The sequence below is a fragment of the Thermococcus camini genome (assembly GCF_904067545.1).
GTDB lineage: Archaea > Methanobacteriota_B > Thermococci > Thermococcales > Thermococcaceae > Thermococcus > Thermococcus camini.
The window spans coordinates 801,769-825,057 of record NZ_LR881183.1 but is presented as its reverse complement, the minus strand read 5'-3'; the positions used below and the strand labels follow the sequence as shown (position 1 = coordinate 825,057).

The 23,289-nt window shown below is 56.6% G+C and carries 27 protein-coding genes; 21 read left to right on the top strand and 6 right to left on the bottom strand.

Annotation, left to right across the window (positions count from 1 at the left end; all coding sequences use genetic code 11):
• Positions 1-43: 43 nt before the first annotated feature.
• Positions 44-1,117: an AAA family ATPase gene (locus tag TIRI35C_RS04415; RefSeq protein WP_188201886.1), complete on the top strand. Its 1,074-nt coding sequence runs from the start codon at positions 44-46 to the stop codon at positions 1,115-1,117.
• Here the strand turns inward: TIRI35C_RS04415 and TIRI35C_RS04410 are convergent, their stop codons facing one another.
• Positions 1,118-3,043 (bottom strand): arginine--tRNA ligase, encoded by a 1,926-nt coding sequence (locus TIRI35C_RS04410; RefSeq protein ID WP_188201885.1) that lies wholly within the window; start codon positions 3,041-3,043, stop codon positions 1,118-1,120.
• Positions 3,044-3,184: 141 nt separating this feature from the next.
• On the opposite strand from TIRI35C_RS04410, the gene TIRI35C_RS04405 reads away from it, so the two are divergent.
• A complete protein-coding gene (locus TIRI35C_RS04405; protein WP_188201884.1) occupies positions 3,185-3,463 on the top strand; it encodes a lipoate protein ligase C-terminal domain-containing protein in 279 nt (92 codons plus the stop codon).
• Complete coding sequence (locus TIRI35C_RS04400) at positions 3,463-4,032, top strand: stage II sporulation protein M (RefSeq protein WP_188201883.1); 570 nt, start codon at positions 3,463-3,465, stop codon at positions 4,030-4,032. The genes TIRI35C_RS04405 and TIRI35C_RS04400 overlap by 1 nt, the downstream gene beginning before the upstream one ends.
• On the opposite strand, the gene TIRI35C_RS04395 is transcribed toward TIRI35C_RS04400, so the two are convergent.
• A complete protein-coding gene (locus tag TIRI35C_RS04395; protein WP_188203021.1) occupies positions 3,964-5,103 on the bottom strand; it encodes a DUF354 domain-containing protein in 1,140 nt (379 codons plus the stop codon). The genes TIRI35C_RS04400 and TIRI35C_RS04395 overlap by 69 nt on opposite strands.
• A gap of 283 nt (positions 5,104-5,386) precedes the next feature.
• Between TIRI35C_RS04395 and TIRI35C_RS04390 the strand changes: the two genes are divergently transcribed.
• The gene (locus TIRI35C_RS04390) at positions 5,387-6,673 is read left to right on the top strand and encodes a UDP-N-acetyl-D-mannosamine dehydrogenase (RefSeq protein ID WP_188203020.1); all 1,287 of its coding nucleotides are present in this window, start codon (positions 5,387-5,389) and stop codon (positions 6,671-6,673) included.
• Positions 6,670-7,803: a non-hydrolyzing UDP-N-acetylglucosamine 2-epimerase gene (wecB, locus tag TIRI35C_RS04385; protein WP_188201882.1), complete on the top strand. Its 1,134-nt coding sequence runs from the start codon at positions 6,670-6,672 to the stop codon at positions 7,801-7,803. Before TIRI35C_RS04390 ends, wecB begins: the two co-directional genes overlap by 4 nt.
• Here wecB and TIRI35C_RS04380 read toward each other — a convergent pair.
• The 4 genes from TIRI35C_RS04380 to TIRI35C_RS04365 all read right to left on the bottom strand — a co-directional run bounded on the left by TIRI35C_RS04380 (position 7,800) and on the right by TIRI35C_RS04365 (position 11,043).
• Positions 7,800-8,486 (bottom strand): hypothetical protein, encoded by a 687-nt coding sequence (locus TIRI35C_RS04380; RefSeq protein ID WP_188201881.1) that lies wholly within the window; start codon positions 8,484-8,486, stop codon positions 7,800-7,802. The genes wecB and TIRI35C_RS04380 overlap by 4 nt on opposite strands.
• The gene (locus TIRI35C_RS04375; RefSeq protein ID WP_188201880.1) at positions 8,483-9,052 is read right to left on the bottom strand and encodes a hypothetical protein; all 570 of its coding nucleotides are present in this window, start codon (positions 9,050-9,052) and stop codon (positions 8,483-8,485) included. Before TIRI35C_RS04375 ends, TIRI35C_RS04380 begins: the two co-directional genes overlap by 4 nt.
• Positions 9,053-9,715 (bottom strand): hypothetical protein, encoded by a 663-nt coding sequence (locus tag TIRI35C_RS04370; protein ID WP_188201879.1) that lies wholly within the window; start codon positions 9,713-9,715, stop codon positions 9,053-9,055.
• Between the two features lie 68 nt (positions 9,716-9,783).
• Positions 9,784-11,043, bottom strand: coding sequence for a radical SAM protein (locus TIRI35C_RS04365; RefSeq protein ID WP_188201878.1), 1,260 nt, complete (start codon positions 11,041-11,043; stop codon positions 9,784-9,786).
• 188 nt (positions 11,044-11,231) lie between these two features.
• Between TIRI35C_RS04365 and TIRI35C_RS04360 the strand changes: the two genes are divergently transcribed.
• The 16 genes from TIRI35C_RS04360 (at position 11,232) to TIRI35C_RS04285 (ending at position 23,263) form a co-directional block, all read left to right on the top strand.
• Positions 11,232-11,732 carry a hypothetical protein gene (locus tag TIRI35C_RS04360; RefSeq protein ID WP_014788042.1) on the top strand — a complete coding sequence of 167 codons (501 nt, stop codon included), beginning with the start codon at positions 11,232-11,234 and terminating at the stop codon, positions 11,730-11,732.
• 333 nt (positions 11,733-12,065) lie between these two features.
• A complete protein-coding gene (locus TIRI35C_RS04355; protein ID WP_188201877.1) occupies positions 12,066-12,596 on the top strand; it encodes a Na+/H+ antiporter subunit E in 531 nt (176 codons plus the stop codon).
• A complete protein-coding gene (locus TIRI35C_RS04350; protein WP_188201876.1) occupies positions 12,593-12,847 on the top strand; it encodes a monovalent cation/H+ antiporter complex subunit F in 255 nt (84 codons plus the stop codon). Before TIRI35C_RS04355 ends, TIRI35C_RS04350 begins: the two co-directional genes overlap by 4 nt.
• A complete protein-coding gene (mnhG, locus tag TIRI35C_RS04345; protein ID WP_188201875.1) occupies positions 12,844-13,245 on the top strand; it encodes a monovalent cation/H(+) antiporter subunit G in 402 nt (133 codons plus the stop codon). The genes TIRI35C_RS04350 and mnhG overlap by 4 nt, the downstream gene beginning before the upstream one ends.
• Complete coding sequence (locus tag TIRI35C_RS04340) at positions 13,242-13,526, top strand: DUF4040 domain-containing protein (protein WP_014788046.1); 285 nt, start codon at positions 13,242-13,244, stop codon at positions 13,524-13,526. The genes mnhG and TIRI35C_RS04340 overlap by 4 nt, the downstream gene beginning before the upstream one ends.
• A 2-nt stretch (positions 13,527-13,528) precedes the next feature.
• Positions 13,529-14,236, top strand: coding sequence for a Na(+)/H(+) antiporter subunit B (locus tag TIRI35C_RS04335; protein ID WP_188201874.1), 708 nt, complete (start codon positions 13,529-13,531; stop codon positions 14,234-14,236).
• Complete coding sequence (locus TIRI35C_RS04330; RefSeq protein ID WP_014012133.1) at positions 14,233-14,577, top strand: NADH-quinone oxidoreductase subunit K; 345 nt, start codon at positions 14,233-14,235, stop codon at positions 14,575-14,577. Before TIRI35C_RS04335 ends, TIRI35C_RS04330 begins: the two co-directional genes overlap by 4 nt.
• Positions 14,574-16,061, top strand: a complete 1,488-nt coding sequence (locus TIRI35C_RS04325) for a proton-conducting transporter transmembrane domain-containing protein (RefSeq protein WP_188201873.1) — start codon at positions 14,574-14,576, stop codon at positions 16,059-16,061. Before TIRI35C_RS04330 ends, TIRI35C_RS04325 begins: the two co-directional genes overlap by 4 nt.
• Positions 16,058-17,902, top strand: coding sequence for a proton-conducting transporter transmembrane domain-containing protein (locus TIRI35C_RS04320; protein ID WP_188201872.1), 1,845 nt, complete (start codon positions 16,058-16,060; stop codon positions 17,900-17,902). Before TIRI35C_RS04325 ends, TIRI35C_RS04320 begins: the two co-directional genes overlap by 4 nt.
• Positions 17,903-18,796, top strand: coding sequence for a respiratory chain complex I subunit 1 family protein (locus TIRI35C_RS04315; protein WP_188201871.1), 894 nt, complete (start codon positions 17,903-17,905; stop codon positions 18,794-18,796). It abuts the gene before it with no gap.
• A 10-nt stretch (positions 18,797-18,806) separates the two neighbouring features.
• Positions 18,807-19,397, top strand: coding sequence for a NuoB/complex I 20 kDa subunit family protein (locus tag TIRI35C_RS04310; RefSeq protein WP_188201870.1), 591 nt, complete (start codon positions 18,807-18,809; stop codon positions 19,395-19,397).
• Positions 19,388-19,969, top strand: coding sequence for an NADH-quinone oxidoreductase subunit C (locus TIRI35C_RS04305; protein WP_188201869.1), 582 nt, complete (start codon positions 19,388-19,390; stop codon positions 19,967-19,969). The genes TIRI35C_RS04310 and TIRI35C_RS04305 overlap by 10 nt, the downstream gene beginning before the upstream one ends.
• Positions 19,970-19,979: 10 nt before the next feature.
• A complete protein-coding gene (locus tag TIRI35C_RS04300; RefSeq protein ID WP_188201868.1) occupies positions 19,980-21,164 on the top strand; it encodes an NADH-quinone oxidoreductase subunit D in 1,185 nt (394 codons plus the stop codon).
• A gap of 5 nt (positions 21,165-21,169) precedes the next feature.
• Complete coding sequence (gene nuoI / locus TIRI35C_RS04295) at positions 21,170-21,880, top strand: NADH-quinone oxidoreductase subunit NuoI (RefSeq protein ID WP_188203019.1); 711 nt, start codon at positions 21,170-21,172, stop codon at positions 21,878-21,880.
• An 81-nt stretch (positions 21,881-21,961) separates the two neighbouring features.
• Entirely contained in the window at positions 21,962-22,564 is a 603-nt protein-coding gene (locus TIRI35C_RS04290; RefSeq protein ID WP_188201867.1) for a DUF996 domain-containing protein, read from the top strand.
• Between the two features lie 54 nt (positions 22,565-22,618).
• Entirely contained in the window at positions 22,619-23,263 is a 645-nt protein-coding gene (locus tag TIRI35C_RS04285) for a DUF996 domain-containing protein (RefSeq protein WP_246454679.1), read from the top strand.
• Positions 23,264-23,289 lie beyond the last annotated feature (26 nt).

Sequence of the window (23,289 nt, the reverse complement as noted above, 5' to 3'; positions counted from 1 at the left end):
TTTTAAGTATCGGTACCGATACCTGGTATCGGGGGCGATACCTATGCTCTTTGACCCGAGACCAAAGGAGAGAAGGGAGGAGATGTTTGATAGAGAGAAAGAACTTGAAGCCATCCTCAGAGGCATGGGGGAGTATCCAATAACCCTTATCATAGGAATCCGCCGCGTGGGTAAGAGCTCCCTTCTAAAGGCGGCCCTTAACGAATATTGGGGAATCGGACTCTACCTCGATGCCCGCAGGCTCTACGCGGCAGGGAGCGGAAATATAAGCGCCTCAGTGATAACGGACGAGCTTAGTAGAGTACTCCTGGGAAGGGGCCGTTTTGGATTTCTCCGGGGCATGAACATTGAGAAGGTGAACCTTGGAGGCATCCAGATCAAACCCCGTGACATGGGGTTCATGGACATCCTTGAGGTTATCAACAGAATTGGGGAAAAAACGGGCCATAAGGCCATACTGGCCTTTGACGAGGCCCAGTATCTAAGATTCTACGGTTCCCGGGGTGGAAAGGATCTGCTGGCTGCCATAGCCCACGCCTACGACTCAATGCCCAACCTGGGTTTTGTATTCACAGGCTCGGAGGTCGGACTTCTCCACGACTTTCTGGGACTGGATGACTACTCAAGTCCCCTCTACGGAAGAATCTACGAGGAGGTTGAGGTCAGGCCGTTTCCGAGGGAGCTTTCCGAGGAGTTCCTTAGGGCGGGCTTCTCGGAGGTTGGGTTGAACGTACCGCAGGATGACATCAAAAGGGCCGTTGAAGAGCTGGATGGAATACCCGGATGGCTCGTTGAGTTTGGATTCAATTACTGGAAAAAGGGAGACCCCAAAAAGGCCCTGGAAACCACGATGGCAAAGGCGAGGAGCATGATACGGGAGGAACTGCTGGAACTTGAAAGACGCTCCCCAAGGTACACCCTCATCCTGCGCGCGGTCTCCATGGGACTATCGAGGTGGTCTGGGATAAGGGACTACGTGGAGACAAAGAGTGGCCCCATAACGAACGCCAGGATGGCCACTCTCCTCAGAAACCTGGAAAAGATGGGATGGATAAAGAAAGAAAATGGCGGATACAGGATAATAGACCCCGTGGTGGAAAAAGTGCTGAGGGAGTGATCACATCTTCTCCGGCGCCTCTATGCCGAGTAGTTCAAGAGCATTGCTGAGAACCTGTTTCACTGCTAGGACCAACAGCAGCCTCTCCTCCACTATGCCCTCCTCCGCCTTGAGCACGGGGTGGTCCATGTAGAACTTGTTGAAGAGCGAGGCGAGCTCGTTGGCGTACCACGGGATGAGGTGGGGCTTGACGTCCCTGCCTGCCCCCTCCACGACCTCGGGGAACTTTGCGAGGAGCTTTACCAGTTCCTTTTCCCTGTTGGTGAGCCTCGAGAAGTCTGCCTTCTCCATGAGGACCTCCCAGTCGGTCTCGATGCCACCGTCCGCGGCCTTTCTGAGGATGGACGCACACCTGGCGTGGGCGTACTGGACGTAGGGGGCGCTGTCTCCCTCGAAGTTGAGAACATCGTCCCAGCGGAAGGTTATCACCTTGTCCGGGCTGTACTTAACGAGGTTGTAGCGGACGGCGCCGACTCCAACGGCTTCGGCTATGTGCTCCTTCTCCTCCCCGCTCAGGCGGGGGTTCTTCTCCTCCACGAGGGCCCTGGCACGCTGAACTGCCTCGTTGAGAACCTCATCAACCGTGAAGCCGACCCAGGTTCCCTTCCTGCCCGAGAACTTACCCTCCTCGCGGACAACGTGTTCATAAGCAAGGTGGTGGAAGTTCCCTGCAGAGTCCTCAAAGCCGAGAAGCTGAAGGGCGTACTTGATGGCCATCTGGGGGTGCTTCTGCTCGGCGCCGATGACGTTGATGACCACATCGGCTTTTCCGAACTTTCCGGGCATCGCTCTCCCATCGGGGGCGGTCGTCCAGGTCTCGTGCTCTTCGTTCTCCCACGGCCTGTAGAGCATATCAGCACTGACCTTTCCGAACTTCCAGAGGTGATAGGCTATGTCCTTTCCGGTGTATGTAGCGGTTCCGTCGCTCCTCTTGAGGACAAGGAAGGGGTTCTTCATGTCCGGAAAGAGCTTTCTGAGGTCCATCACGAAGGCTCCTTTGTACTTGCCTTCCTCCGCCCAGAAGAAGTTCTCGTTGGCCTCGATGAGCTTGTAGGCCTCATCGAAGATTCCGCTCCGCATTATGTCGCTCTCCCAGCTGAGGAGGTCGTAGTTTATCTTCATGCGGCTGGTAGTGAGCATCTGCGCCCTGACAACCCTCTCCGCGAGCTTTCTGCCGATTTCCGCTATTTCGTTGTCCCCCTCCTCGAGCTTCTTCATCAGCTCACGAACTTCCCCATCAACATCGGGGTTCTCCTCTATGCGCCTGTTAACCTCGACGTAGAGGAGCCCCATTACGTGGTCAATGAAGTCCTCCTTGAGGCCCTTTTCCCTCATCTCCGCCTCGATCCTGTCGAATTCCTCTTTGAGGTTCAGGTAGCCCCAGAGAACCTGGGCAAACTGGACGCCGAGGTCGTCTATGTAGTTCTGAACCTCGACGGTGTAGCCGAGCTTCCGCATTATCCTTGCCATGGTATCGCCGAGAACCGAGTTCCTGGCGTGCCCCATGTGGAGCGGCTTAGTCGGGTTCACGGAAGTGTGCTCGACGATGACCTTCTTCCCTTCCCCAAGCGCGCTCTCGCCGTATGCGTTTTTCTTCTCAAGTATCTCGCGGACGAGTTCGCGTCCGAAGGTGCCGTAGTTCAGGTAGAAGTTGATGTAGCCGTTGACCGCCCTGACCTCTGAGATTTCCTCGGGGAGCTTCCCACCGAGCCTCTCCGCAAGCTCCTCGGCTATGAGCTTCGGCGCCTTCCTGAAGACCCTGGCAAGCTGAAATGAGACCGCCGTTCCGAAGTCGCCGAGCTCGATGTTCGGGGTGTCATCAAACGTTATCTCCCCGCTCCATTCCTTCCCAGCCTCTTTCAGCATGTCCTCAAGGGTTTCCTGAAGGATGAGCTTCATTTTCTCCTTAACTTCGCCGTATCCCATTCACACCACCGGTCGTGATTTGGGGTATGGACTATAAAGTTTTGCGTGGTGATGATGAGAGGACAGAAAATCCCGGAAAGGCGAGGGCTGAGGACCAACTTTAAAAACTTCTCCCACCAATTTACTTTGGAGGTGGGTAGAATGAAACACCATGTGGGCGAGCACAAGGCGAAGAAGGGACTCATAAGGATAGAGTTTGATGAGAGGGACGGCAGGGTCGAGCACGTCAGGATCACGGGAGATTTCTTCATGCATCCCGAGGAGGCGGTCCATGAGCTGGAGCAAAAGCTCGAGGGGCACGGGATCGACGAGCTGGAATCTCTGATGGACGAGTTCTTTGCTATGAGGATGGACATTGAGATGCCCTACGTAAACATAGAGGACTTCAAAATCGCCCTCAAAAACGCGCTGAAGGAGTGATGGACGTGCTCGATGTGAAAGTTCCGAAGAGAACCATGGGGCACCTGCTGCTGGTGTTCATTCTCTCGGCCCTCGGAGGATACTGGGCCGGGGCCGCCAGTCCGGACACGGCCCTCGAGGCAGTTCGCAGGATAATCGAGCAGATCGGGCCTATCTCTGACTCCAGCTTCCACAACTTCGTCAAGATATTCACCAACAACTCTATGGTGGCGCTCCTCACCTTCATATCGGGCCTTTTCTTCGGTCTCGGTCCGTGGCTTATAATGGCCTTCAACGGCTTCGTCGTTGGACTGGTGGTACTTGCGGTTCACAGGATGGGTGGGATGCCGATGGGACAGATACTCCTCGGCTTGGTGCCCCACGGTGTCGTCGAGATACCCGCGATAGCCCTCGCCGGCGTCGCCGGTATCGTCTGGTACAGGGAGATAATCTCAGGAGAAGGCGAGGGGGGAGAAAGGTTCAGAAGGGGGGCAGTTAAGGGCCTGAAGCTTTTTGCCCTGTCAGTTCTGTTCCTTTTCGTCGCGGCCCTCATTGAGGCCTACGTAACCCCCAGGGTTGCGGGCCTCTGAAATCCCTGCCTCCCCAATCTTCATCGCGCTGAACGTTCCGAACTCTTCGTACGTCTCGATCTCGTCGAGTATAACGTCCATTGGGTTCTCAAACCCGCTCACAACGCTCCTGAGGTACGCCCGGTAGCTTCCGTTCATCCCCATCATGCGCTCTGCCATCATAGCGACCTTCACAGGATCAGTTGAGTGGAACTTGACGCCCTTCTCGACGAGCCACCGTGTCACCGCGAGCAGTCTGCCGGGGTAGGTGGAGATCGTGGGGGTTCCAAGGGCTATGGCCTCACGGTTCATCGTTCCGCCCGCCCCTATCATGAGCCTGGCGTAGTAGAGCAGGCTGAGGCTGTCAACGGGCTCCTCCGGCATGACCACGTTGTCAAAGCGCTCGAAGCGCTCCCTCTGCTCAGGGGTCCTGGGGAAGAGAACTATGGGCACCTCCGGTAGAAGGGGTATAACGTCCTCAAGTACGCTCTTCCCGTTCCCGTTGAAGTAGTTGGCCTTAACAGGCTCGGTGCGCATGACGATGTACCCGTTCCTCCTGACGCCGAGCTCGTTCAGAACCTTCCTGTCTGGAACGAAGCCGTAGAGGTGGGACAGCTCGGAAAAGCCGTTTATCGGCCTCATACCGTTGGGGTCGGCGCCGCATCTGATCAGTTCGTAGGCGTCTATGGCCTTGGGAAACACCAGAAGTTCGGTGTACGGGAGTATAAGCTTGTTCTGGCCAACGGCGGTTTCGTTGTCCACGAAGCCTATCGAAGGAATCTGAAGACCAAAGGCGACGCGCGGTGCCTCCGCGGAGTGCTTGTACAGAGCCAGGTCCGGCTTCTCCTCCACAATGAGCTTGCTGAGGCGGTACATCCTCTCGGTACCGGCCACGAGCTTGCCCTCGAGAGTGGCACCCCCGTGCCTTCCGACGACGTAGTAATCAAACCCGTACATATCGAGGATGCCCGTGAGGCCGTCGAATTCGCGCGTGGTTATTAAAACCTCATGCCCGACCTTTTCGAGTTCCCTGATTATACCCTTGAAGAAGTGAACGTGAGGGGAGTTTGTTATGTCGATCCATACCTTCATTCTACCCACCATGTTACTGAACAGCTCTGTTCAATATAAGGCTTTCCCAAAAACGGTTGTGAAGTCTTCTTTTCAAAGCTTTAACAGTATGTTTTCAAACAAAAGAACGTTTAGAACGCTTTCTTTCCATGAAAACAACCTCGACCGAAGGTAAAAGCCTTGTAAATATGTTCTGGCCCCGCAAAATAGTGCAAAAACCCCTGGATTCCAGGAAACCGGGGCGGAAACCGTTTTCTGGAAAAGGCTTTTATTCATGCGGGAAAAGCGTTGATGGGTGACACGAATGCGGGACAGGATAGAGAAGAGAATGGCAGAGATAGCCGTCATCGGCCTCGGGTACATAGGCCTCCCGACCGCGATAATGTTCGCCAATGCGGGCTTCAATGTTACCGGGTATGAAATAAGAAAAGATGTTGTTGAGAGAATAAACTCCGGAAAGGCCCATATAGTCGAGCCGGACATAGACGATCTCCTCAGGAAGGTCATTGAGAGCGGAAAGCTGCGGGCAACGTCGAACCCCGCAGACATCAGAGAAAAGGACGTTTACATAATCTGTGTCCAAACGCCCCTGAGGGAGGACAGGACGCCCAACCTCACCTATCTGGAAAGCGCCGTTGAAACCGTCGCAAAGGCTATGAAACCGGGCGCACTCATCGTTATCGAGAGCACCATTCCACCACTCACGACGGTTAGAATGGCCGAGTTCATCGAGGAGCTGACCGGATTGAAGCCGGGAAGGGATTTTTACATGGTCCACGCGCCGGAGAGGGTGATGCCGGGCAGGATATTCCGGGAGCTGGTGTACAACTCGCGCATTCTCGGTGGGATAACCCCCGAAAGCGCCGAGATTGCCGAAAGGCTCTACCGCTCCTTCGTCAAAGGACAGGTATTCAGGACAAAATCAACCGTCAGTGAGGTCGTCAAGCTCATGGAGAACACGTTCAGGGACGTTAACATCGCCCTCGCAAACGAGTTCGCATACCTCGCCCACCAGTACGGGATAAACGTCTTCGAGGCGATAGAACTGGCCAACAGCCACCCGCGCGTTAAAATCCACGTTCCGGGGATAGGCGTTGGCGGCCACTGCCTTCCAAAGGACCCCCACCTGCTCGTCTGGCCGGCGAGGGACGACTTTGGCCTCATAAGGCTCGCGCGGGAGATAAACGACGGTATGCCCCTCCTCGCCAAGGATCTTCTTTTCGAGGCGCTGAGAACCATCAACCTCCCGCCGGAAAAGGCCGTGGTCGCGGTCCTTGGGCTGGCTTACAAGGGGGACAGCGACGACACCAGGAACTCCCCCGCCTCCGCATTCGTGGAAGCCATCGTGGATGACGTGGCGGAGGTAAGAACCTATGACCCGTTCGTGGAAGGAACCCACGGGAGCCTTGAGGAGGCCCTGAGGGGCGCCGACGCGGTAGTAATAGCGACGGACCACACGGTCTTCAGATCCCTCGACTGGGAAACCCTCGGGAAGCTCATGCGGAACCGCGTTCTCATCGACGGCCGTCACGTGGTCGAGATGCCGCCCGAAGGGTTCGTCTTCAAAGGCGTTGGGAGGGGAGAGTATTGAAACCAGCCTTTGTATTCGGAACCCGACCGGAGATAATAAAGCTCGCGCCGGTAATACGGGCGTTCCTTGATAGGGGCGTTGAGCCGCTCCTGATTCACACCGGACAGCACTACGACTACGAGATGAGCAGCGTCTTTCTGGAAGAGCTGGAGATGCCCCCCATAGACCATCACCTTGAGGTCGGTTCGGGAACGCAGGCCGAGCAGACGGGTCTCGCGATGATTAAGATCGAGAAGGTCCTGGTGGACGAGAGGCCAGACGTCGTGCTCGTTCAGGGGGACACCAACACCGTGCTGGCCGGGGCTCTAGCCAGCGTCAAGCTCAAAATCCCCGTTGCCCATGTGGAGGCAGGCCTCAGAAGCTTTGACCGGACGATGCCGGAGGAGATAAACAGGATTCTTGCAGACCACGCGAGCGAGGTTCTCTTCCCCCCAACGGAGGAGGCCCGGAAAAACCTGGAGCGCGAGGGCATAACTGAGAACGTTTACGTCGTTGGCAACACCGTTGTGGATGCCGTTCTTCAGAACGCGGAGGTGGCGGAGAGGAAGAGCGACGTTCTGGAAAGGTTCGGGCTGAAGCCGAAGGAGTACGTCCTCATCACCGCCCACCGCGCCGAGAACACCGACCGAAGGGAGAACCTTGAGAGACTCATTGAGATTCTGGAAGGGCTTCCAACAAGGGCGGTCTACCCGATGCATCCCCGCACGAGGGGCAGGCTCGAGGAGTTCGGCCTCTGGGAGAGGATGGCCTCGATAGAGAACCTGACCGTGACAAAGCCCCTCGGCTACCTCGACTTCTTGAAGCTCGAGAAGAATGCATTCGCGATAATGACCGACTCGGGCGGAATACAGGAGGAGGCCATAATCCTCAACGTACCCTGCCTAACGCTCCGGTACAACACCGAGAGGCCGGAAACGGTAAAGGCGGGCGGCAACGTTCTCGTGGGCCTGGAGAAAGAGCGCGCCCTGGGGTATCTCCAGAGACTCCTGAAGGATGGGGAGTTATACCGGAAAATGGCAGGGGCGGCGAATCCCTTCGGCGACGGGAAGGCCGGGGAGAGGATAGCGGAAATCCTGATGGGGCTGTACAAGGAGGGAAAGCTGAAGGTGAAAAGCTCGAAGTTCATCTAGTTCAGGGTCTCCGCCCAGGCTTCCAGCTCCCTCGCCACCTCCCGGGAAAGGAGTTCCCAGCAGTCCTCGCCGCTGAGCTTTCCGTTCCTGACCTCAAGGGTGTTCCAGTAAACAACCAGCGTGGAGTAAGGCCTACCGCTGTACTCCCTCGCCTCCGCCGTCTGGAACAGCTCACGGGCAAAGTTCCCCAGGTCGTCCGTGTCCCCCTGGTACCTTTCCTCAACGGAAAGATAGCTCCCAACGTCGCCGCTGGAGCTCGCGTAAAGCAGAACGCTGGCGTAGCAGGTCTCGTAGTAGAACCTATCCTCGTGCCCCTGGAAGGGTATGAACAGAACCACCACTGGCCCGTCTATCCAATCCGGCGGACTCTCGCCGGGCATTATTATTACCGGCCTGACGTGGGCAAACTCCACACTGATGTTCCTCCCCTCGAAGACCTCCCTGATGGAGGATTTGATGGCGCTTTCAAAATCCCCGCGAAGACCAAACTCCGGGTAAACGTCGGAGGCAAGTTCCACCTCCAGGGGAAAATCAACCACTACACGCTTTTCCGTCGTCACGTTCTCGAGGTGGCTGAACTCACCGGAGGATTTCCACGAGACGTCGGCCGTGAAGAGGAGATAGCCCACGGTTGAATACGCCACGAACATCAGCAGCATAAGGATCTTCCCGGAACGGTTCACCCGCCTTCACCCCTCAAAAGGCGCTCGACGCGATCGACCACTGCCTCGGAAGAGGCCCTCAGCAGGTGCCGGTTGTACCCGATAAAGCCGATGATACCCCGGGATTCATCCGAGACGTCCACCAGAACGCAGACCCCATAACCTGAAGTGCAGTTCTCCCCGGAGAATCCCAGAGTCTTCGTTCTGGACGAATCCGAGTCGTCGAGGTGGCCGGGGTCACCGGAGCCTGAGTAAAACGCGCCGACCCTGACGTGCCCCCGTGCGAAGACCGGGAAGTAGGTGACGTTGATCCGCTCAACCCAGACGGCTAAGAATTGACCGTCGCACTCAACGGGGGCCGATAGGAGAAGGACCCTGTACCCCCTGGACCTGAGTTCCGATGCCACGAGGTTTCCGAGGGTAGAGTCGGGATAAACGCAAAAGCCGGAACCCGCGGAGACGTTCACCTGGCCCGGCATCACCACTGCCCTGGAGTCCGTTTTCGAGCTTCCGAAAACGAAGGGACCGAAGTAGAAGGCAAGAAGGAGTACCAGGAAAACCGCGGCCGCGAGGTGGAGCTTCCTCATTCACGACACCCCCGACGTCTGAAGAAGCTCTCCAACTCCTTCGGCTATGGCCTCAACCGCGCCCTCGCAGGGATCGCCTCCAACCAAGCGGCCCCTCTCAGCCTTCATTCCCCTCCACCACGCTATCCCAACGTCCCCCAGGAGCGCATTGGTCCCGAGATACATCGTTGCCCGGGACTTAAGCTCCTCCGCGAAGGCCTCGGGGTCGCTTGTCTTGATTGTCGCGTAAGCGGCCAGGAAGCTCTGGACGTCTCCGACGGAGGAGTAGTACGCAACGACGTTCAGCTCGCAGGCCCTGGAGAGAAGTCCGCCCTTCTCGTCCTCCGAGAGAACATAGACGACGAGCAGTCTGCCCTTGAATTGAACCGCGGGAAGGCTATCTATTTCCGTGGCAACGACCCCCGGGTCAAGTCCGTACCTCCGGGCCACAGGCGGAATGGCGACCTCAAGTTTGGACTTCAGAGGTTCCCTCGCCACGACCACGATGTAAAGCTCGTTCGGGTCAAGGGGGACGCGGGTCGAGTTGCGCTCATCTATACCCGGACTGCTTGTAACCACTTCTCCTCCGGAGTACTCAGTAAATACGCTGTCCTGGGAGGCCATAATAAGCGTTGGGACCGCGAGAACTGTGAGAAGGACGACTATTAACAGCGCCTTCTTCATAACTACTCACCAGGGTAGAAGTTGGAGGAGGCACTTAAATAATTTTTGGACTTGTGAGCAAAAAAGCGTTAAACGGGTGTTCCGATGTAAATGCCGTGCCTCGTCCTTACTATCCGCACCCTCACTCTGTCCCCAACCTCGGCGTCGGTGTTGATGACCTCTATGAGACGGTTCCTGGCCTTCGCGAGCATCTCGCCCTTTATCCTGCCCGGGAGGACGACCTCCGCCTTGATGATTTCCCCCGGCCGGAAGGAGAGGGGTATAAATTCTCTCTTCTCCATTCCGAAGTGTTTGGGCTTCAGGACGAGCGGTTTCATTCCGGTTTTCTCCTCAAGCTTCCTGAGCCAGGCGTAGAAGTCCTTAAAGGGAACGAGCTTCGCTATTGTGGGGTTCCTTCCGAACTTGTAGGGAATGTAGTTCTGGAAGCCGAGGGCCGGCCAGCGCTTCCCGGCACCGATTTTCCTTGCAAACTCGATGAAGGCCTCGGCCTCGTCGTCGTTTATGCCGAATATTATGACCGGGGCGATTAGGACGTCGATGCCAGCGTTCACCATGGCCTCGGCCATGTCCAGAACGTGCTCAAGGTCGTAGCTTTTCATTCCCATGAGCATCCTGGCCCTGTCCGGGTCGAGGGAGTGGAGCGAAAGGTTCACACGGTCGAGGCCGGCCTCCGCCAGCTCCTCGATGAGTTTGTCCGTGAGGAGTGTCCCGTTGCTCTGCATTGAGATTACGGACACGTTCGGGTGTTCCCGGAGTGCCTGGACAAGCTCAACGCGGAAGGGGTAGATCAGTGGCTCCCCCTGGCCGTCGAGGTGGGCCTCCAAGCCTTTTCCCTTTATTCTCGCAACTTCATCGAACCATTTCATCAGGTAGTCAACATCAACCACGTAGTCGAGCTTCCTCGTCCTCGAATACGGCCCCTCATCAACGGAGCAGAAGACGCAGCTGAGGTTGCAGCCGCTCACGCCGCGAATCTGAATCAGGTTGGTCCCCCTGTCAATCAGGCCGAAGGCGTTGTAACCGAGCAGGGGGATTTCCATTCCCTCGTGAATGTACAGGACCTTTCTGCCGGTGTACCTGTTTCTTAACAGCGCCCCCAGGTTGTTCTGAATGTATATCGCCACGAACTTCTCGATGCCAGAGTAGTCCGTGTCGATGACCATGGCCCCGTTGCGTACCGTTATCTCGGGCTCAACGCGGTACTTCCGCCGTATAATCCTTGCCAGCTCACCCTTGTCGAAGTCCGCGTAGAGGGTCTCTCTCCATATCAGCCTGATGCTCTCGCCGGCATCCTCAAAGGTGACGTGGGGAAGGTGAACCTCGATCATGTTCCGGGGTTTGGAACCATTCTTAAAAATCCGACGATGGATAAAACATCCCGACACGGGTGGGCCTCCAGGGGCCTCACTGCCCAAAGGTTTTTAAAGGAAGACCTGTTGGCATCATGCGGGCATGGAAACATTTTAATATTATTGAATTAAACAGTCTACCGATGGACTAGTGTGGGTGATATGGAATGTGGGGAAAGATCGAGCATTATTTTGACGAGTATCCAGTCAGGAAGCAGATAGCCAAGACCCTCCTCAAGTACGGCCTCAAGGTCTCCGATGACCTCAAGATCAAGGCAGGTGATATCGAGGTTCCGTACACCAAGATCGCCAAGGCCCTCGACGTGGACAGGAGGGTCGTCAAGGAGACCGTCGGCATGATACTCAAGATACCCGAGCTGAAGGAGATATACACCAACCTCGAGCCGACGGTTCACATGAAGTACGTCGGCAGACACGTCGGCTACGGTGTCATCGAGATAGAGCCGGAGCCAAGGGCGATAGGAATACTCGCCAAGATAGCCCTCAAGATAGCCGAGCGCGACATCAACATTGTCCAGGTCGTCGCGGAGGACCCGGAACTTTATCCCGAGGCAACCCTAACGATAATTACCGAGAAGCCCATTCCCGGCGACCTCATCAATGAGCTCTCCAAGCTTGAGGGTGTCAAGAGGATTTCGATATACTGATGGTTCGTTCCCACCCTTCCCATCTTTCATCATTTTGAATCCTGCAATTCTTGTTCCAACATCCTCCGTCCGGATCCCGATTTCTAAACGCAACCCATGGATTCTCATCCCTCAGATGGAGATGGACAAACTGGAGGTATTGGCTCCTATAAAGCGGTGCTCCATGAAGAACCCCTCTTGTCATCAAAGAACAAATCTGATGCCCCCATTTTAACCAAAAGTTTTAAACCTTTGTTCTTCGCAGGTAAGGTTTATAAGTCAATGTTAAAAACCAAAGATTAGCTTCACTTAACTCTGTTCGGACATGTCCACCAACCGCTGGAGGTTGATGATATGGGAGAAGCAAGCAAAATAAGCAGATACCTGTACACGGTGATCGTGCTGTTCTTGATATGGCTGGCCATAACTGCCAGCCTGGACGTACAGGAGCTAGGATTCGGCCTACTGCTGTCGCTCATAGTCGCGGCATTCACCTACGAGATATTCACCACCAACGGCCTGGCGAACCTCAACCCCAAGAGGATAGCGTACATGATAGCGTACATACCCTACTTCCTGTGGGCAATGATTAAGGCCAACCTCGACGTTGCCTACAGGGTCCTCCACCCCAAGAGGCCCATAAGGCCCGGAATAGTGAAGTGCAAGACCGTCCTCAACAGCGATGTCGGAAAGCTCGCCCTGGCCAACTCGATAACACTTACGCCGGGAACAATAACCCTCGACGTCGACGAAGATGAATACTTCATCCACTGGATATGGGTTCCGGATGAGGCCCTGACCGAGAGCGAAGAGGAGCACGTTAAGGCCTCCTCCGAGGGAATAACCGTTCCCTTCGAAAAGTTCCTGAAGGTGATCTTCGGATGATAGGGATAAACATCTACCTCGCCCTGATAGCGATAGCAACGCTGCTCAGCGTGTACAGGGTTTTCAGGGGACCGACTACCGTCGACAGGCTCGTTGCGGTTGATATCATGACCACCATCACCGCGGGACTCATGGTGCTCTTCGCACTCTACTACAGGAGAATGATATTCCTCGACGTGGCCCTGGTCTACGCGATACTCGCCTTCGGTGGAGTCATAGCCTTCGCACGCTACATGGAGGGAGGACTATGAACGCCCTGACCGCGATAGGGGAAGCTCTCGTCCTCATAGGAACGTTCTTCTACTTCCTGTCGGCCCTGGGTCTCATCAGGATGCCCGACGTGTACAACAGAATGCAGACTTCAACCAAGAGCGCGACCCTTGGAAGCCTCGGCGTCATGGTTGGTGTTGGCATCTGGGCGCTCGGTACTGACTTCGGAAGCGCCGCCTGGCTCACCAAGACCGTGGTCATCGCGATCTTCCTGCTGCTCACCAACCCGATAAGCGCCCACGCCCTCATCAGGGCAGCGTACAAGAGCGGCGTACCCCTCTGGGAGGGCAGCGTTGTCGATAAGTACCGCGAGCACCTGGAGGCCAAGGAGAGGGAGGAAGTCGAAGAAACACCCGCTGAGGAGGGTGGTGAGGAATGAACTGCATAACCTGCATCGAGTACATCATAGTGGGCATAATGATAATCTCCGCAGTACTTGCCGTCGAGTGGAGGGACCTGCTCGCGGCGGCCGTTGGAATGGCGGCGGTCAGTCTATTCGCGTCGCTGCTGTTCTTCATGCTGCAGGCTCCGGACGTTGCGATGACAGAGGCAGCCATAGGCGCAGCGCTCAGCGGTGCGATATTCATCTTCGCCATCAAGAGGACCCAGCGCTTTGAGACCGAGGAAGAGGAGAAGCCCGGCTGGTGGGTGAGGTGGTGAAAATGCTCAAGCGTGCGCTCGCGATAATTTCCCTGCTCCTCATAGGCTACTGGATCGCCCAGGGGCTGGCGGGAGTCCCCTTCGGGCAGGACAGGATGCTCGTTGCCCAGTACTACCTTGACCACGTTAAGGAACAGACCGGCGCGGTCAATGCCGTCACCGCAATAGTCGTTAACTACCGTGGATTCGATACCCTCGGTGAGGTCACCGTTCTGTTCATAGCCTCAACCGGAGTTGGAGCACTCCTCTGGAGGAGGAAGAAGCAGAGGACTGCCAGGACCGAGGGCTCAATAGTTCTCACGACCGGAACCAGGCTCCTCGTGCCGTTTGTGATGCTCTTCGGTGCGTACATCTTCATCCACGGACACCTCACCCCAGGTGGAGGATTCCCCGGCGGAGCCACCATAGCCACCGCGTTCCTGCTGCTCTACATGGCCTTTACCACCTACGAGATACCGCACAGGGCCTTCGAGAAGACCGAGGGCGCGGTCGGAATGGCCTACGTGCTCGTCGGCCTCATAGGCCTTGCCATAGGTGGCTACTTCCTCTACGACTGGATATGGCAGGACTGGGGCTTCGGCGTTGACAACATCGGCAGGCTCCTCAGCGGAGGATTCATCCCCATAATCTACACCATCATCGGCCTCAAGGTCGGCACCGAGCTGAGCGGAATCATCGACAACATGCTCAAGGAGGAGGTGAGCGAATGATTTCAGTCTACTACTTCGGTGCCATCTCCCTCATACTGATAGGCCTCTACGCCGTCCTCGTTAAGAAGAACCTCCTTAAGATGCTCATCGGGCTCAGTATAATGGAGACCGGCGTGAACCTCCTCCTGGTCAGCGTCGGCTACGTTGCCGGAAGGAGCGCGCCCATACTGAGCGAGGGGATCGGGCCGAACCAGGCCGTTGATCCGATTCCCCAGGCGCTGGTTCTCACGGCAATAGTCATAGGCGTTGCCACCACAGCTATGGCCCTTAGCGTCGCCATGATACTCCACGAAAAGTACGGAACCCTTAACGTTGAGGAGATAAGGAGGTTGAGAGGATGAACGGGCAGTACGCTTCACTCCTCATAGCATTGCCCCTCATAAGCGCCTTCTTCGTGCCCCTGATAAAGGGCGCCGGAAAGAAGGCCGTTAAGTACTACCTCATAGCCGTCACCGCAGTCCAGACCGGAATCGCGGCGTGGATCTTCCAGCAGGTTTACACCACCGGACAGCCGATAATAGTCATGGCCGGCGCCTGGAGACCGCCCGTTGGAATCAACCTTTACATCGGCCACTTCGCGGCTCTCTTCGTGCTCATCGTTGCCGCGGTCAGCTTCATGATGGCCGTCTTCAGCCTCAAAGCTATCGAGGTCGAGCCGATAGACAAGTACGCCATGCTGTTTCTCCTGCTGATGCTCGGAGCCACCGGCATGATAGCGACGGGAGACATCTTCAACCTCTTCGTCTTCATGGAGATAACGGCCATAAGCGCCTACGCTTTAACCGCCTACAACAAGACCGGCGAGGCGGCGGAGGCCTCAATGAAGTACATCGTCCTCGGAGGAATAGGCTCAAGCTTCTTCCTCATCGGCATAGCCCTCATCTACGGCTCGCTCGGGACCCTTAACATGGCCCAGATAGCCCAGCTCGCCGGCGGAATGAACGCCACCGTCGCCCAGGTTGGGCTGGCGCTTATAGTCTTCGGCTTAGCCGTTGAGGCCGAGCTCTTCCCGCTCAACGCCTGGGCGCCAGACGCATACCAGGCCGCGCCGCACCCAATAACGGCCATGTTCTCGGCCTTCGTCGTCAAGGCAGGCCTCTACGCGATGGCCAGGCTGCTCTACCTCATGCAGGCCGTCGAGAGCTGGCACAGCGTCCTCAAGCTGCTCATAATAATGGCCACCCTCACCGTCTTCGTCGCCGAGTTCGCGGCACTGAGGCAGAGGAACGTCAAGAGAATGATAGCCTACTCCAGTATAGCCCAGATAGGCCTTATAGCCCTCGCCTTCGCCCTCGGAAGCAAAGCTGGCGTCGATGCCGGAGTCTTCCACATGGTGAACCACGCTATAGTTAAGGCCCTCCTGTTCCTCGCCGTCGGGCACGTCGCAGTGACCCTCGGTGGGGCGGAGATGGAGAGGTTCGAGGGGCTTGGGAAGAGAATGCCTCTAACGGCTTTTGCCATAACCATCGGCGCCATAGCCGCCGTGGGGATACCGCTGTTCAACATATTCTGGAGCAAGCTCAGAATCCTCCTCGCCACCCTCGGCGCGGGCTACGCCTGGGCAGCCGCGGTCGTGCTCATTGCCAGCGTCGTGGAGGCGGTCTATTACTTCAGGCTGATACACACAATGTGGTTCGCCGGAGAGGGCGAGAGGATAAACGAGGGACTGGCAATAAGCCTCATGCTGCTCTTCCTTGCAGCCCTCGTGGTGGTCATAGGCGTTTACCCCGACTACGCCTGGAGCATCGCCCAGAAGGCTGGAAACGACATCTTCAATGTGGCCCAGTACATTAAGAACGTTCCACTGATGGGGGTGGGAGCATGATTAACGAGCTGCTTATCATCCTCCTCGCGCCCCTGATTGCCGGTGTCATCGCATGGGCACTTGACATCAGGGGTCTCAGGGAGGGAATCGGCATCATCGGTGCCGCAGTACCTCTGGCCATGCTGGCCAAGCTTTACTCAACCGTCCTCAGCGAGCCGGTCGAGTACTCGCTCACCGTCAGCGGGTTCACCCTCCAGTTCCAGCTCAACACCATGAGCTGGTACTTCGCGGCCGTCGCTTCCCTCGTCGGCCTCGCGATGGCCTTTGGAATGGCCGTCACCTCGAGGGAGAGCTACGACTGGCTCTTCGCCCTGATGAGCTTCACAGGAGTGCTCGGCGTCTTCCTGAGCCAGGACTTCGTGGGCTTCTTCCTGCTCTGGGAGCTCATGACCTTTGCCAGCTTCATGATGGTGCTCAGGAGGAACAGGCACGAGTCCCTCAAGTACTTCGTGCTCAGCGTCATAGGCGCCTATGCCATGCTCATAGCCATTGGAATGCTCTACGCTAAGACCGGTGCCCTTGACTTTGCATCCATCCGGCAGGCGCTCTACATGGACGCAGCCATGGGCACTATAACGACCAGGGAGATGGCGGTGATATTCGGTCTCTTCCTGACCGCCTTCGGCGTCAAGGCCGGTGCCTTCCCGCTCCACGTCTGGGCGCCCGGAGCTTACAGCGAGACCGATCAGAGCTACACCGCCTTCTTCAGCGGCGCCCTCAGCAAGGCCGGGGCTTACGGTTTCCTCCTGCTCTACATCCTCATGGGCTACAAGCTCTACGCCGCCTTCGGAACCTTCCACGACCACCTGGTCTTCGCGTACATAATCGCCTGGATAGGTGCCATCACCGTCGTGGTAGCCAGCTTCCTGGCCGTTCTCCAGGAGGACATCAGGAAGCTCTTCGCCTACTCCTCCGTTGGCCAGGTCGGCTACATACTGCTTGCCTTCGGTCTCGGAAGCACCCTGGGATTCGCGGGAGGCCTCTTCCACGTGCTCAGCCACGCGGTCTTCAAGGGCCTCTTCTGGCTCGTCACGGCCGCCATAATCCTCCAGACCGGCAAGACCCAGTTCAAGGACATGGGCGGCCTTGCCGAGAAGATGCCGTTCACCTTCGCGATGGGTCTGATAGCGGTGCTCAGCCTGGCTGGAATCCCGCCGCTGGCGGGCTTCGCCAGCAAGTGGCTCATCTACGAAGCTGCTATAAGCGCCCACATGCCGCTCGTTGCCGGTGCGATATTCCTCGGAAGCGGCCTGGCCTTTGCCTATGTTGTCAGGTTCCTCTACGCGGTGTGGTTCGGTCAGAGGCCGAGCGACCTTGAGGACGTCAAGGAGGCCCCGCTACCGCTCCTGATAGCCATGACCATACTGGCCATCCCGAACCTGCTCTTCGGTGTGGCTCCGGGCTTGGTCACGGGGTACATCAACAAGATGCTCGGTGGAGAGGTAGTCGGCGGCGACTACTACAAGCTTGTCACCCCGACCGGAACCTACAACGCCCTGCTCGTGACGATAGTCCTCACGATAGGCCTCGCCATAGCCGGGCTGATATACCTCTACGGCGCAAAGGTGAGGAAGATAAGCGTGACCAACACCTACCAGTCCGGTAACCCGGTCACGGAGGAGTTCAACCTGAGCATCAGAAAGAACTTCTACAGCCCACTGGCCGAGGCCTTGGAGTTCTGGCTCAAGTACAGCTGGGACAGGTTCTACGAGCGCCTAGCGGGCATGGCGGAGGACTTCGCGGACTCTCTCAGGCAGGCGTTCTACAACGGCAACGTTCAGAGCTACTCATGGTATCTGGTGATAGTGCTCCTTATACTCGCGCTGTGGGGGGTGCTGTGAATGATAGACTGGAAACTCGTGCTTGAAGTCATAGGAATGCTGATATACGCCACCTTCATGGGCTTCATCTTCATGGGCATTGAGAGAAAGGCAATGGCCAGGATACAGAGGCGTGTCGGACCTCCGATATACCAGCCGATCATAGACACCCTCAAGCTCCTCGGCAAAAAGGAGAGCGTCAGCCACGGCTTCATCTACGACTTCGGACCGATATTCGCCCTCGGCGCCAGCATAGCCGCGCTCCTCTTCATCCCCCTCGCCAACTTCCAGCTCTTCAGCAGCAACGCCGACCTCATCGTCGTCGCCTACCTCCTCGAGGTACCGATGCTTGGCATAATGCTCGGTGCCATGAGCTCGGGCAACCCCTACTCAGCCGTCGGTGTCCAGCGTGGTCTGCTCACCATGGTGGCCATGCAGCTGCCCTACGGTCTCGCCTTGATAGCCCTCATCCAGCACTGGGGAACCTTCAAGCTCAGCGAGATAGTGGCCCTTCAGCAGACTCAGGGATGGAGCATCCTCGTTCCTGCGCTGCTCCTGGCACTGATAGTCTTTGACATAGTCTTCCAGGCGATGCTCGGCCTCGAGCCCTTCGACATAATCACCGCTCCGGCGGAAATCTCCATGGGTCCGATGGTCGAGTACGGCGGCAAGCACGCGGCACTGCTCTTCACCCAGCATGCGGTTCAGCTCTTCGCGGAGACAGCGTTCTTTGCCGTGCTCTTCCTCGGCGGAGCCAGCAACCTGCTTGAGCTGCTGGTCAAGCAGATAGCGGTGCTCTTCATAGCGATATTCGTGGCCAGCATCTACCCGCGCTTTACCATCGACCAGGCGGCCAAGTTCTTCTGGAAGTGGCCGACCATACTGGGAATAATAGCCGTGCTCCTGACGGTGTGAGGTGATGTGGATGAGCGAGAGGAAGAATGACGAGTTCATAAACTACGAGCTCCAGGAGTTCAAGCTCTTCGAGCCCCTGTTCAAGTGGGCCAGGAAGAAGAGCCTCTGGATAGTGGCCTTCTGTACAGGATGCGGCGGTATCGAGATGCCGCCGCTGGCCACTGCTCGCTACGACTTCGAGCGCTTCGGAATAATGCCCAACCCGGCACCGAGGATGGGTGACCTGTTCCTCATCACGGGCTACGTAACGCCGAAGACCCTCAAGAGGATAATCATAACCTACGAGATGATGCAGGACCCGAAGTACATCCTCATACACGGCTCCTGCCCGATAAACGGCGGCGTTTACTGGGATTCCTACAACGTGGTCAAGCAGTTCGACAAGTACCTGCCGGTTGACGTTGCCATAGCGGGCTGCATGCCCAGAGCTGAGGCCGTTATGGATGGAATAATGGAGATAATGCGCAAGATAGAAGACGGAACGGCAGATGGCTGGAAGCGCTATAGGGAGAACTATGAGTACTACAGGAAGAACCAAGACGAGCTCTTCGGTGAAGGATGGCGCGAAAAGGACGCCAGGAGGTGGCTGGCATGGATATGAACGAGAAGCCCAAAGTGGAGGAGAAGGTCGAGGAGCAGAAAAACGAGGTTTCGAAGCTCCCCGACACCCGGGAAGGAAAGCTCGTCGCGGAGGTGCTTGAGAAGGCACCCTACGCCGAGGGCAGCGTAAGGAGAAGAAAGCGCGTGGAGTTCAAGGTCCCCGCTGAGAGGATAAAGGAGTTCCTCGAGCTAGCAAGCGAGAAGTTCGAGATGCTGATGCAGATAAGCACCGTTGACTGGCTCAAGGAGAATGAGTTTGAGCTCGTCTACCAGCTCTGGAGCGTGAGCGAGGGCGTCCACGCATTCGTGAGGACGAGAATCCCGAGGGACGATCCGCGGGTCCCAACGGTCAGGGACATATGGCCGGTAGCGGAGACCTATGAGAGGGAATCCCACGAGTTCTTCGGGATAATCTACGAGGGCAACCCGAGGCTCGGTCCGTTCATCCTCGAGCCGAGGGAGTACGAGAAGCACCCGCACAGAAAGGACTTCAACATGCTCGGCTACGTCAAGAGTATCTACGGCGAGGATTTCGACAGGTACGACGAGAGCAAGACCAATTACGTGATATGAGGTGATGATCATGGCGAATTTGGAAGTCCCGAAGGAGCTTAAAACCGAGGCAAAGGCCCACGACATGTACCTTCACCCCATAGACAAGGACACCTACGAGCTGTTCTTCGGACCACAGCACATGGCCACGGAGAACTTCAGCATAATCCTGAAGATGGACGGCAACAGGATAGAGAGGGCCATCGTTAATCCCGGTTTCCTCCACCGCGGTTTCGAGAAGCTCGCAGAGCAGAGGCCCTACTTCACCAACATCGCCCTGCTCCTCCGTATATGTGTTCCCGAGAGCGATGTTCCGGAGAACATCTACTCCATGGCCGTTGATGAGATAGTCGGCTGGGAGGTTCCGGAGAGGGCCCAGTGGATAAGGACGGTAGTCCTCGAGATGGCCAGGATGAGCGCCTGGATGTTCTGGATTATGGGCTTTGGAAACGAGATAGGTCTCTACACAGCGGGCCAGTGGGCGGCAGCTTATCGTGAGCGCTTTATGCGCCTCTTCGAGGAGCTCACCGGCGGCAGGGTTTATCACATCTACACCGTGCCGGGAGGTGTTAGAAGGGATATACCTGGAGACAAGTGGTTAAGACAGCTCAGGGACACCGTCGAGTACCTCAAGGGCAAGATGAAGGACTTCGACGAGATACTCTTTGACAACTACATCACCTTTGAGAGGACTGAGGGAGTCGGTGTAATGGACAAGCGCTTTGCTCTCAAGCATGCCGTCACCGGGCCGAACCTTAGAGCCACAGGAGTCCCCTACGACGTCAGGAAGGACGACCCGTATCTGTTCTATCCAGAGCTCGAGTTCGAGGTGCCAGTCCTAAAGGAGGGCGACAGTCTCGCGAGGGTCCTCGTGAGGAGGTACGAGATGGAGCAGGACCTCTACATCCTCGAGCAGCTCCTTGACATGGGGCCGCCGAGTGGGCCGTACATGGTGAAGGACGCCCGCTTAAAGGCCCTGCCGAGGTTCAAGCCGCCGAAGGGAGATGCCTACGCCCACGTTGAGAGCACGAAGGGTGACTTCGGTGCCTACGTTGTCAGTGACGGAACCCACAAGCCGTACCGCGTCCACGTTCGCGGACCGAGCCAGAGCCACGGTGTTACCGTGCTTGAGGAGCTGTTGAAGGGAGCGCGCCTGGCGGACGTTCCGGTCATCCTCAAGACCCTTGACAACTGCCCGCCGGACATAGACAGGTGATGAAGATGGAGAGCGTTGAGAAGCCAAAGGTTAGGATCGTCGGCGAGGAGAAGGTCAAGCTCAAGAAGTCATTCGTCAAGCCGTGGATGGGCATCAAGTACCTCTTCAAGAAGCCGGTCACGATAAAGATACCCTTCGAGAAGATAGAGCCGGCACCAAAGTACAGGGGATTCCACACGCTGAACTGGAAGACCTGCGTCGGCTGTAACTTCTGCGGCCAGATATGCCCGGCGAGGGCCATAGAGATGACCTGGATAGAAGTGGACGGCAAGATGGAGAAGAGGCCGCACCCGAAGGTGGACTACGGAAGGTGCACCTTCTGCCAGTTCTGCGTTGACGTCTGCCCGACGGGAGCGCTGGGCTTCACCGAGAACTACTACCTGACCACCGGCGGCTTTGAGGAGGACCTGGAGCTCTACGACTGGGTGCCCATACACCCGGACAAGATGAAGGAGCTGAACGAGAAGTTCGGGGACTACCGCTTCCCGGTCGAGAGAATCGAGAAGCGCGAGGACGGCACACACATCTACCACCTCCGCGATGGCTCCAAGATAGAGTTCAAGATACTCGGCTACGGCCTGAGGCCGCCTAAGAAACCTACGCCAGCAAAGCCAGCGGCTAAGCCTGCCAAGGCTCCGGAAAAGAAAGAGGCCCCCAAGCCGGCCGGGAAGAATGAAGCATCAGGCGAGAAGGCCGAGGTGGAGAAGAAGGAGTAAATTCCTTTTCTCCCTTTTCTCCCGGACAGTATCCGGCGTAACCTTTTAAAGTTTTAATCCCAACTAACCTCCGGTGGTCACATGGTGGAGCTGAGGAGCGAGAGGAATCTCGGGATTATAGGTTCGGTTCTGGTCCTCGTTGGGAGCTTTACCGGCGTCATCCCCTACTGGGGGATGGTGGCTGGAGGTTTATCGCTGGTCGGGGAAATACTCGTGCTGATAGCGCTGAAAGGCCTCGGCGACAAGCTCAAAGACGATAGACCCTTCAGGTACTACCTCTACTCGGTGATAGCTACGATAGGCATAGCGGTCATTGCGATAATCTTCATGGCGGTAGGCATCGTTGCAATGGCAAGCACCGGCATGACCTTCAACGAAACCCCTGAGCAGGTTCTGGGGGCCCTGGGCATGGGGATGATATTCCTCGGGCTGGCCCTCATATTAGCCGCAGTCGTGGTCGGCATCTACTACGCCGTAAAGACCTGGAGGGTCACCTACGAACTTACGGGCGTTGAGGAGTTCGACAAAACTGCAACGTTCATAAAGTGGGGGGCAATAACCGCGATACTCCTCGTTGGAATTCTACTCCTCTTCGTTGCGGCCATCTACCAGATAATAGCTTTCGCGAAGCTGCCGGAGGAGCTGGAAGGAAAGCCCCAGACCGAAACTATAAACGCCCTCTGAATTTCCCACTTTTTCAGGTAAGCTTTTTAAGAAGGAACGCCGTTTTTATTTCCGGTGGTGTCCGTGGGAATAGACATCAGCAGTGAGAAAAATCTTGGACTGTGGGGCTCTATACTGGCCCTGGTCGGGGGCTTCGTCCCGTACCTGGGAAGCGTGCTTGCTCTGGTAGGATTTATTTTGGTGCTGGTCGCGCTCAAAGGAATTGGGGACAAGGTCAAAGATGACAGGCCCTTCAAGTACTACCTCCTTGCCTTCATCTCCGCGATAGTGGTGGCTGTTATATTTGCCATCGTGGTCTTCACGAGCCTCTTTGCGTTCAGTGGCTTCGGTGTTATCGAAGAGACGCACTCTTCAGTAATAACACCTGAGGGGGAGACCGTTGTAGTGCCTCCCCATGGAGTCCAGCACAGCGCGCCTACCTTCGTGATAGCCGGCGTCTTTCTGTTCTTCCTGGTGGTAATGATAGTCGTTGCGTACTTCGAGATGAAGACCTGGGGAGCAATGTACGAGATAACCGGAACAAAGGAGTTCCGTGATGCCTCTAACTGGTACAAGTGGGGGGCGATGACTGCCATAATCCTCGTTGGCTTCCTGCTTATGTTCATAGGCAGGATATTCGTCATACTGGGCTTCTCCAACATGCCGAAGGAGCTGGAAGAGAAGCCATCGGACATGCCCATGGACTCCCCGATAGTCTAAGCTCTCCCTGCTTTTCTTTAAAAATT

Bases quoted from the DNA above. Each gene is read 5' to 3' on its own strand.
- TIRI35C_RS04415 (WP_188201886.1), top strand. From the start codon at position 44: ATGCTCTTTGACCCGAGACCAAAGGAGAGAAGGGAGGAGATGTTTGAT.
- TIRI35C_RS04410 (WP_188201885.1), bottom strand. From the start codon at position 3,043: ATGGGATACGGCGAAGTTAAGGAGAAAATGAAGCTCATCCTTCAGGAA.
- TIRI35C_RS04405 (WP_188201884.1), top strand. From the start codon at position 3,185: ATGAAACACCATGTGGGCGAGCACAAGGCGAAGAAGGGACTCATAAGG.
- TIRI35C_RS04400 (WP_188201883.1), top strand. From the start codon at position 3,463: ATGGACGTGCTCGATGTGAAAGTTCCGAAGAGAACCATGGGGCACCTG.
- TIRI35C_RS04395 (WP_188203021.1), bottom strand. From the start codon at position 5,103: ATGAAGGTATGGATCGACATAACAAACTCCCCTCACGTTCACTTCTTC.
- TIRI35C_RS04390 (WP_188203020.1), top strand. From the start codon at position 5,387: ATGCGGGACAGGATAGAGAAGAGAATGGCAGAGATAGCCGTCATCGGC.
- TIRI35C_RS04375 (WP_188201880.1), bottom strand. From the start codon at position 9,052: ATGAGGAAGCTCCACCTCGCGGCCGCGGTTTTCCTGGTACTCCTTCTT.
- TIRI35C_RS04370 (WP_188201879.1), bottom strand. From the start codon at position 9,715: ATGAAGAAGGCGCTGTTAATAGTCGTCCTTCTCACAGTTCTCGCGGTC.
- TIRI35C_RS04365 (WP_188201878.1), bottom strand. From the start codon at position 11,043: ATGATCGAGGTTCACCTTCCCCACGTCACCTTTGAGGATGCCGGCGAG.
- TIRI35C_RS04360 (WP_014788042.1), top strand. From the start codon at position 11,232: ATGTGGGGAAAGATCGAGCATTATTTTGACGAGTATCCAGTCAGGAAG.
- TIRI35C_RS04355 (WP_188201877.1), top strand. From the start codon at position 12,066: ATGGGAGAAGCAAGCAAAATAAGCAGATACCTGTACACGGTGATCGTG.
- TIRI35C_RS04350 (WP_188201876.1), top strand. From the start codon at position 12,593: ATGATAGGGATAAACATCTACCTCGCCCTGATAGCGATAGCAACGCTG.
- mnhG (WP_188201875.1), top strand. From the start codon at position 12,844: ATGAACGCCCTGACCGCGATAGGGGAAGCTCTCGTCCTCATAGGAACG.
- TIRI35C_RS04340 (WP_014788046.1), top strand. From the start codon at position 13,242: ATGAACTGCATAACCTGCATCGAGTACATCATAGTGGGCATAATGATA.
- TIRI35C_RS04335 (WP_188201874.1), top strand. From the start codon at position 13,529: ATGCTCAAGCGTGCGCTCGCGATAATTTCCCTGCTCCTCATAGGCTAC.
- TIRI35C_RS04330 (WP_014012133.1), top strand. From the start codon at position 14,233: ATGATTTCAGTCTACTACTTCGGTGCCATCTCCCTCATACTGATAGGC.
- TIRI35C_RS04325 (WP_188201873.1), top strand. From the start codon at position 14,574: ATGAACGGGCAGTACGCTTCACTCCTCATAGCATTGCCCCTCATAAGC.
- TIRI35C_RS04320 (WP_188201872.1), top strand. From the start codon at position 16,058: ATGATTAACGAGCTGCTTATCATCCTCCTCGCGCCCCTGATTGCCGGT.
- TIRI35C_RS04315 (WP_188201871.1), top strand. From the start codon at position 17,903: ATGATAGACTGGAAACTCGTGCTTGAAGTCATAGGAATGCTGATATAC.
- TIRI35C_RS04310 (WP_188201870.1), top strand. From the start codon at position 18,807: ATGAGCGAGAGGAAGAATGACGAGTTCATAAACTACGAGCTCCAGGAG.
- TIRI35C_RS04305 (WP_188201869.1), top strand. From the start codon at position 19,388: ATGGATATGAACGAGAAGCCCAAAGTGGAGGAGAAGGTCGAGGAGCAG.
- TIRI35C_RS04300 (WP_188201868.1), top strand. From the start codon at position 19,980: ATGGCGAATTTGGAAGTCCCGAAGGAGCTTAAAACCGAGGCAAAGGCC.
- nuoI (WP_188203019.1), top strand. From the start codon at position 21,170: ATGGAGAGCGTTGAGAAGCCAAAGGTTAGGATCGTCGGCGAGGAGAAG.
- TIRI35C_RS04290 (WP_188201867.1), top strand. From the start codon at position 21,962: ATGGTGGAGCTGAGGAGCGAGAGGAATCTCGGGATTATAGGTTCGGTT.